The 6,917-nt window shown below is 38.6% G+C and carries 7 protein-coding genes and 2 pseudogenes; 3 read left to right on the top strand and 6 right to left on the bottom strand.

The features are described 5' to 3' along the window. Positions 1-1,060 (top strand): annotated as a pseudogene (locus tag L655_RS0105785) (serine/threonine protein kinase); the annotation flags it as partial. Between the two features lie 105 nt (positions 1,061-1,165). Here L655_RS0105785 and L655_RS1000000128480 read toward each other — a convergent pair. Together L655_RS1000000128480 and L655_RS0105775 are read right to left on the bottom strand one after the other, a co-directional pair. Beyond that, positions 1,166-1,683: pseudogene (locus L655_RS1000000128480) on the bottom strand (hypothetical protein). A 13-nt stretch (positions 1,684-1,696) separates the two neighbouring features. Further along, the gene (locus tag L655_RS0105775; protein WP_024604402.1) at positions 1,697-2,701 is read right to left on the bottom strand and encodes a YHYH protein; all 1,005 of its coding nucleotides are present in this window, start codon (positions 2,699-2,701) and stop codon (positions 1,697-1,699) included. A 205-nt stretch (positions 2,702-2,906) separates the two neighbouring features. Here L655_RS0105775 and L655_RS0105770 point away from each other — a divergent pair, with 205 nt between their 5' ends. After that, complete coding sequence (locus tag L655_RS0105770; RefSeq protein WP_024604401.1) at positions 2,907-3,338, top strand: DUF3859 domain-containing protein; 432 nt, start codon at positions 2,907-2,909, stop codon at positions 3,336-3,338. Positions 3,339-3,436: 98 nt separating this feature from the next. Here the strand turns inward: L655_RS0105770 and L655_RS0105765 are convergent, their stop codons facing one another. The 3 genes from L655_RS0105765 to L655_RS0105755 all read right to left on the bottom strand — a co-directional run bounded on the left by L655_RS0105765 (position 3,437) and on the right by L655_RS0105755 (position 5,603). Then, positions 3,437-3,853, bottom strand: coding sequence for a VF530 family protein (locus L655_RS0105765; RefSeq protein ID WP_024604400.1), 417 nt, complete (start codon positions 3,851-3,853; stop codon positions 3,437-3,439). A gap of 72 nt (positions 3,854-3,925) precedes the next feature. Continuing rightward, the gene (locus L655_RS0105760; protein WP_024604399.1) at positions 3,926-4,918 is read right to left on the bottom strand and encodes an MDR family oxidoreductase; all 993 of its coding nucleotides are present in this window, start codon (positions 4,916-4,918) and stop codon (positions 3,926-3,928) included. 49 nt (positions 4,919-4,967) lie between these two features. Next, positions 4,968-5,603 carry a TetR/AcrR family transcriptional regulator gene (locus tag L655_RS0105755; RefSeq protein WP_024604398.1) on the bottom strand — a complete coding sequence of 212 codons (636 nt, stop codon included), beginning with the start codon at positions 5,601-5,603 and terminating at the stop codon, positions 4,968-4,970. 399 nt (positions 5,604-6,002) lie between these two features. On the opposite strand from L655_RS0105755, the gene rmf reads away from it, so the two are divergent. Further along, positions 6,003-6,173, top strand: coding sequence for a ribosome modulation factor (gene rmf / locus L655_RS0105750; RefSeq protein WP_002960897.1), 171 nt, complete (start codon positions 6,003-6,005; stop codon positions 6,171-6,173). Positions 6,174-6,240: 67 nt separating this feature from the next. Here the strand turns inward: rmf and fabA are convergent, their stop codons facing one another. Then, positions 6,241-6,756, bottom strand: a complete 516-nt coding sequence (gene fabA, locus L655_RS0105745) for a bifunctional 3-hydroxydecanoyl-ACP dehydratase/trans-2-decenoyl-ACP isomerase (RefSeq protein ID WP_007582756.1) — start codon at positions 6,754-6,756, stop codon at positions 6,241-6,243. Positions 6,757-6,917: the final 161 nt, after the last annotated feature.

Below are 6,917 nucleotides of genomic sequence, written 5' to 3'. Positions count from 1 at the left end.
GTTGTATGCGCTAGCGTCGGCGCAGTCGTGTCGCTTTGGTGCGCAAGCCATCCCTGCAAGCAGCTTAGGGCTCCCAAAAGAACTGGCTAAAGTGATTGATGGCATGCTCTCTAAAAGTAAGGCACAACGTGATGGTGCCGGTGATTACTTTATGCGTAACATTACAACTATGGCTAAAGCGTATTTACCTGAGCTTGATAAAAAACAAAAAAAAGCAGATATTCCTTTTTGGTATGGCAAGGCAGAGCAACCCGACACGGTTGTATATAGTTCACGAAAACAGTTTTTACGCCAAGCCGATCATAACCAGCAATTACTAGATATAAACGACGCGCAACTTGACCGTTATTATAAAGAGTTTTTGTTTGATACAGGCGATAACGAAAAAGCATTTTTAGCATCAATAAGCCGATTAGCTAAGTACCCTGTTGTTGGTGGGCTTAGTTTTCATTGGAAGGATGAGTCGATGTTTGTTGAATCGTCTTTAATTATGCATGACGAATCATTGGGTGATGCGTTTAGTGATGCGATTAATAACACGGTGATGCTTGCGCAAGCGATTAATCAAAAAGGGTTATTTAAGTGTTGTTTGTTTGATGCCCGTAAAACCATTCAACTAGAGCGAGATGGCACGGGTGCATTTAAGTTTGATAGCCTGCCAGAGCTTGAATACGAAGTAGTCAGCATGAAAGCAAACGACATAACCCGCCCGCATTCATACTTTGAAGACGGTAAAGACCCTGATGAGCAACTACAGCTACCTAAAAAAGTTATTAAGTGCGTATTTGAGCTTAACCAAATTCATCATACGGGGTGTATTATTTTTGAAGCACTGCCTGACAGAATGAAGATTCACCATTACTACCGCTTACTCGATTCGAGCAAAGAGGTTGAGTTTAAACGCCTTCTTAATAAACTAATGCAATACGCGGTAAATATTACGGACGTGGGTGTTGCGGGCTTTATGAAACTCCCATATAAAAACACCCGTGAGTTTAGTTTATGTGAACAGCAACAAGAGCATTACTTTCCTAAAAATCCCAAGCTTGTATCTTTATAGCAAGAACCCTTCACTAAAGAGTGTTAAATAAGAAGACAAAGATAAAAAGAGCACAAATTGGTTTAACTTGTACTCTTTGCCACTTAATTATTTAGGTAAATATTACTAATTATTAAACACCTTACTAAAGGGCGACGTTGGTGATAGCTCAAATTGATGAGTTAACTTTTGCGTTTTATTAGTCGCTGTAATTTGATAGTGCTGCTTGTGCTCATTGTTACTAAATAGCTTAACGTTAAAGTTAACTTTGGTTAGTTTACTAGGCAAAGAGTAGCGCCCAGTAATGGTTACTTGGTCTATATTGTCGCTTTTATGTTTATGCGACGCTTCTGGGTTTAGCAAAAGCCCGTCAATAGTAAATTTATACTGATGATCCGCTAAATAAACGTTCTTTTTAACTCGCTTAGTTATTAGCTTTTATGAGCGTTAAACTCAACTATTGATACTTTGCCATCCTTGTTTTCATCAACCCCCTTAAAAGCCGACATAGGGATTGAAAGTACAATAAACACGTTATTATCAACAAAATTCAGCGTACCGTGCTCTGCAACGTTTGCTAATGTTGATGTACTCAATAAGCCCAATGTGGTTACAATTAACAAATAATTTTTCATATAAGGCATAACTTACTCCTAATTAAACTTCGCCTTTAACGCAGCGTTGAAAAAACGGATAAGTGTCTGTTGCGTAGTAGTGGTATATCCCATCAGGAAACTCAGGTGTTACGCCAACGCGGCCATTACATTCATCTAAATCACCAGAGCCTGCTACGTATTCCCAATCTTGTGCAAATGTACCTAGTGGGTATGTATCGGTAGAAGGGCGGTTTGCGCTTACAGATGTTATGTGTTGGTAGCTACCGGTCATTACGGTTAGCGCTGAAGTTGTATCATTTGAGTCTAAATAGCCGTAACGTGCATAAATAGGAAAGCCGTCTGCTGCCCAGCCTATTAGAGTCATAGTGGAGCTATTGCCACCTCGCAGTGTTACAAAGCCTTCAGGCATACCATGATAATGATATGTGCCATCGGGTTGTACGTGTGCATTGTTGTCGTCTGTTCCAAAACTAAACGTGTCTTGGCTTAAGGCTTCTATGTTCCAATTACCGCTGTTGTCGCCTAAATCGCAATCGGTGCCTGAATCATCGCAACTTCCGGCTGTGCCGGCGTCTATTTTAATGCCGTTAAGTACAACGCCTATCATTCCGCGAGGGCCACCAAGCATGGTTGCTTGTGTTGTTTCTACAGGCTCAAGTGTGTAGCTTTCATTTACTGATTGTTCAGAAATAGTATTTGGGTTATCGGCATTAGGGAATGTACCTACTTCGTGATCAGGTATGCCATTAGCTACTAAGTCGCGTGTAGTTCCTGTGCATGACCAATCTGCCACGCTGGTGGCCTGTACTGACTCTGACTCGTTATATTCACTGTAGCTATATTCACAAAACACGCCTGGGGTTGAGCTACTCGTACCTGTACCGTTATCTGAGGTGGTTGATGATGAATCTGTAGTTGTTGAGGTATCAACTATGCCTTCTTCACCTCCACAAGCAACTAACGGTAAAACAACTAGAGCCAAGGTGCTTAGCTTTATAGCATTTACCCTATTTGAGTTTTTAATATTAAGTGCGTGTAGTTTCATTGCTGCTTACCTGATCAATTAAGTTACTTAAACAATAATCAGCAATTGTGCAAATAGTGTGTAAACAATGATGACAAATTAGCAATGATGTAAATAGGCGAAGTATTAAAGCTAAGTTGAGATTTAACTTTATTAGATTGTGTTTTATTTTAAAATTTCAAAAAGTTAAACTAACAGTAATTAAGTAATATAAAAGGCTATCTTAATGGCTAAAATAAAACCTGTTGTTACGCTACAAAGTCACGGTATTTACTCTAAGTGGGACAGCGAAAGTAAAGCATTGCCACAAATAGAGCAATTTACAACAAATGTAATAGCTGAGGTAGATGTTGAGTTTGGCTTAATCGTAAATATTAAAAAGGGTAAAGGCGAAAAGCTTCACTATTGTATATACCATCCAGATATTCCAGACAGTGAAGGTGATGTAATGGACCCCTTTGAAGGCGATGTATACGTTAAAAACAGTGATTGGAACTTTTATTTAGGCGACACGCTTTGGTTGCCAATAGAGAATAAATTGGGTGATTGGCGTATGACTATTGAGCTAAATGGGAAAATTATTGCTGATAAAACTTTTAAGGTGGCATTAGAGGCAGAGCGTACTGAAACAGATTTTTGGAAAAACCGAGGGTATTGATTTCTATTTGTTAGCTATATGGTGTGGATGTAATAAAAATTAATAAAAGAGAATTGTAGAGCCATTTAAAATAGCTCTACAAAATTAAATTAGCGTGTTTAGTTACCCCAAGGGTTACTAGAATTAGAGCGTTGTTTACGATCGCGAGCACGTTGCTTTGATGCTTTTTTTTCCATAATACGTTTTGCATCACTAAAACTTAACTCACATGGCTCACCAGGTTTATGATCAGCTGGGATCACGCGATCGCGTGGCGGTAATTCGTATTGAACATCATCAGGCTTAGGTAAGTTTTTAAGACGATAAAGGTAAAAGTTATCTACTTTTTCTTGTGCCCATTGTGTTTTACGTAAAAATTTAACCGCAGACTTAACATCAGGATTATTTTTAAAGCAGTTAAGTTGTAAATAAGCGTGTAGGAGTTCCCACCCGTATTGTTCAACCAGCTCTTCAACCACTTGTTCTAATTTTACGCCTTGCAGTGGGTTATTACTGAAAAGTTCTTGGTTGCTCATAGGTGTTGCCTCATTATTAAAATACAAATTGCATTATAAATTTAATAACGAGGCTTTAACAGAGTAAATATCTTAACTTTGGCAATTAACTACAACACGACCACGAATTTTACCTTCCATAAGTTGCTCTGCGTTATCAATTACATGTTCGAGAGATATTTCTGTCGAGATTTTATCTAAATAATCAGCGCTTACTAATTTAGCTAAACGCTCCCATGCTTCGATTCTGTCGACTTTAGGGCGCATTACGCTATCAATCCCCATTAACGATATGCCACGTAATATGAATGGCGCAACTGACCCTGGTAAATCCATACCTTGTGCAAGTCCGCAGGCGGTTACTACGCCACCATATTTTAATGATGCACAAATATTGGCAAGTGTATAGCTCCCTACAGAGTCTATTGCCCCAGCAAAGCGCTCTTTTTGAAGGGGCTTACCTGGGTTTGAAAGCTCATTTCTGTCAATTACGTGTTTAGCGCCTAACTCTTTTAAATACTCACTTTGATCTAATCGGCCCGTTGCTGCTGTTACGTTAAACCCAAGTTGATTTAATAAATAAATAGCAAAGCTGCCTACGCCACCATTAGCACCCGTTACCAGTATTTCGCCAGACTCAGGCGTAATACCTTGTTTTTCAAGAGCTATAACACTTAGCATGGCGGTATAACCGGCGGTACCAATTTGCATGGCTTGTTTTGGTGAAATACCAGCAGGCAAGGGGATTAGCCAATCGCTATTAAGTGCCGCTTTTTGAGCAAGCCCACCCCAATGTTTTTCGCCTACACCAAAGCCATTTAATATTACGTTATCGCCATTTTTAAATTCATCGCTGGTGGAATTTGTAACCGTACCCACTAAGTCGATACCTGGCACCATAGGAAAACTACGTACAACGGGGCCTTTGCCAGTAATTGCTAAGCCATCTTTATAGTTAAGTGTGCTGTATAGCACGTCGATAGATACGTTTTCGTTTGGTAAATCACTATGTTCGATAGTAGATAATGAAGCACTATAGTTATTATCTTCTTTATTAATAACAATGGCTTTAATTGGGTTACTCATGGGATATCCTTTTAGACCGATCGTCTTTTAATTGGTAAATAAAAACGCATTAGGTTAATAATGCGCGTAAAAACATTTCTGTATACAAAGTAAGTGGGGTATTTGATTTAGTTAGCTTGGCGCGCATAACAGCACCTTCCCAACCAATCCAAAAGTACTCACTCATTAATTTTGTGTTTACATGGCTTGCAATAGTGCCTTGCTGCTTAGCTTGGTTTAAGCAAACTTCTACATGGTTTTGCCAAGCGGTGTAGCTTTGCATTAATCTGGTTTTAAACTCACCACTTAAATGGTTAAGCTCTTGGTTTAAGTTACCGACTAAGCAGCCACGTTTGTAATCGTATTTTTTCATCCCCTTAATTGCGCTTTGGGTAAAATTAACGATTCGCTCCAGTGGGGGAACATTTTCTTGCTGTAAGTAATAGGTAAGCTTGGCAATAAAATAATTGTCGTATGCATCAACTAACGCAATACCGTAGGCTTCTTTACTTTTAAAGTAGTGATAAAAAGAGCCTTTAGGTACAGCGGCTTTTTTTAAAATAGTATCGAGGCCTGTGGCACTAAAACCAAATTCGGTTAGTGTTTCTAGGCCCGTGCGAATAAGTAACGCTTTTGTATCGGCGTTCTCTCTGGCTATTTTAGGTGGGCGACCACGGCGTATTGGTGTTGATGTATTTTTGTTCATAGGTATATATTAGACCGATCAACTTTAAATAATCAAGTGTAAATTTAAATTGTTTAAAAATAATGCAAATTAGGCGAGTAATAATAACTGAAATAAAAGTGTCACGATTACATTTTTGTTTGGAACTTAGTCAAATTACTCAGGTCGTAATTTATGTACTTAAGTACATTTTAGCGATTATTGAGTCGCATTTTATTTAGCATAAAACCGGTCAAATTAAATGTTGTATGACCACTTACTTTTTTAAATGTTAATTCATTTTTGCATCAGCAGCTTAGTTAAAGTCAAACAATTTAATTGCTTTTACGATTTGAATTTTACATTTTTATTAACTATTCATTAAATGTAGATTTCACTAATGCTACACAATATATAAATAAAAAGGTGAGGATATTACCGATGAAGAGACAGAAAAGAGATCGTTTAGAAAGAGCTCATTCTCAAGGTTTTAAAGCAGGTTTAGCAGGTCGCTCAAAAGAGCTATGCCCTTATCAACAAGTAGATCCAAAATCAGAGTGGTTAGGAGGTTGGCGTGAAGCGATTGAAAACCGCAACATGTACAAAACCTAAAATCAATAATCGAATTTAAGCAAAAAGGCCTCCACATTGGAGGCCTTTTTGTTTGTGCGTTTAAAAATTAAAATGCGCTAGTGTCTTGGAACAAGCCCACTTTTAAATCTTTTGCTTCGTAGATTACTCGGCCATCTACTTCTACAGTGCCGTCAGCAACGCCCATAAACAATTTACGTTTAATTACGCGTTTCATTACAAGGCGGTAAGTTACTTTTTTATTAGTTGGTAAAATTTGGCCAGTAAATTTAACTTCACCCACACCTAGCGCGCGGCCAAGACCAGGGCCACCAGACCAACCTAAGTAAAAACCAACTAGTTGCCACATAGCATCTAAGCCTAAACAACCTGGCATTACTGGGTCGCCTTTAAAATGGCAATCGAAAAACCAAAGGCTAGGGTCAATATCAAGCTCAGCAACAATCTCGCCTTTACCATGAATTCCGCCATCAGCGGTAATAGAGGTAATGCGGTCCATCATTAACATGTTGTCACTTGGTAAACGGCAGTTGCCTTCACCAAACATTTCACCTTGACCGCAAAGGATCAAATCTTCTTTTGTATAGCTATTTTTAGGTTCCATAACACTTATCTTCGCTTAGAAATTGCCAAGTACTTTAGCGTACACTTGTACGCTAAACAACTCGGAGCAGTTAAAAAATCTAAATATTGCATATTAAATCACCAATCAATCAGCGCGATTGGTTTTTGCACTATAAAACCGCGCAATTACAATCAGAAATC

The sequence above is a fragment of the Pseudoalteromonas sp. TAE79 genome (genome assembly GCF_000498015.1).
Taxonomy (GTDB): Bacteria; Pseudomonadota; Gammaproteobacteria; order Enterobacterales; family Alteromonadaceae; genus Pseudoalteromonas.
Note: the sequence above shows the minus strand (reverse complement) of the source record. Positions and strands in the feature narration are given on the sequence as shown.